General features: G+C 73.4%; 3 protein-coding genes. All 3 read right to left on the reverse strand.

The features are described from left to right. Positions 1–72, reverse strand: a 72-nt coding sequence (locus ACFSL4_RS36165; RefSeq protein WP_381092262.1) for a biotin carboxylase N-terminal domain-containing protein, incomplete at its 3' end; no start/stop codon positions are given. Continuing rightward, positions 66–536 carry a cobalamin B12-binding domain-containing protein gene (locus ACFSL4_RS36170; RefSeq protein ID WP_381092260.1) on the reverse strand — a complete coding sequence of 157 codons (471 nt, stop codon included), beginning with the start codon at positions 534–536 and terminating at the stop codon, positions 66–68. The genes ACFSL4_RS36165 and ACFSL4_RS36170, both read right to left, overlap by 7 nt. 59 nt (positions 537–595) lie before the next feature. Continuing rightward, positions 596–771, reverse strand: a 176-nt coding sequence (locus ACFSL4_RS36175) for an acyl-CoA carboxylase epsilon subunit (protein ID WP_381092264.1), incomplete at its 5' end; no start/stop codon positions are given.

Genomic DNA, 771 nt, shown 5'->3' on the forward strand with positions numbered 1-771 from the left:
GGCGTCACGGCAGGCCCGGGCGACACGGACAGCGATTTCGCCACGGTTGGCGATCAGTACCTTCGTCAGCATGCCTGCTCCAGAGTGCGGTCGAGGGAAGCGCTCAGCCGGTGGACCGTCTCGACGATCCCGCCGATGTCCGCGCCGGGGGTGAACACCCCGTGGACGCCCATGGCCTGCAGTGCGCGGACGTCGGCGTCGGGGATGATGCCGCCGACGAGGATGCGGGTGTCGCCCGCGTCCTGCTGCGCCAGCAGCTTGATCACCTTCTCCACGATCGTCAGATGGGCGCCGGACAGGACCGAGAGGCCCAGGATCGGCGCGTCCTCGGCGATGACGGTCGCGACGATCTGCTCCGGGGTCTGGTGCAGACCCGTGTAGATCACCTCGTAGCCGGCGTCGCGCAGGGCGCGGGCGATGACCTTGGCGCCACGGTCGTGGCCGTCCAGCCCGGGCTTGGCGATCACCACTCGGGCGCGGGGGGCCGGTGCGGTACCGGCTCCGGCACCGGCTGTCCGCTGTTGCAGGGGGTTCATGGTTCTCCGATTCGGATGGTCGGCGGGGTGGGGCGAGGGCACGCCGCGGTCGGCCGGGTTCAGTGCGGCCAGTAGGTGCGGCTCCACGCCGTCGGGCCCGGCTGTGGCCGGGCTCCGCCGCGTACGGCGCGCGTCTTGTCCGCCCACTCGTCCGGTCGCCGCGGAGCGGCGGGGGCGAGCGAGGCGGCCGCTGCGGCGCGGGCTCGGACCACCGCCAGGGCGGCGGCGAGCTCCT

This window comes from Streptomyces caeni (genome assembly GCF_042678285.1).
Taxonomy (GTDB): domain Bacteria; phylum Actinomycetota; class Actinomycetes; order Streptomycetales; family Streptomycetaceae; genus Streptomyces; species Streptomyces caeni.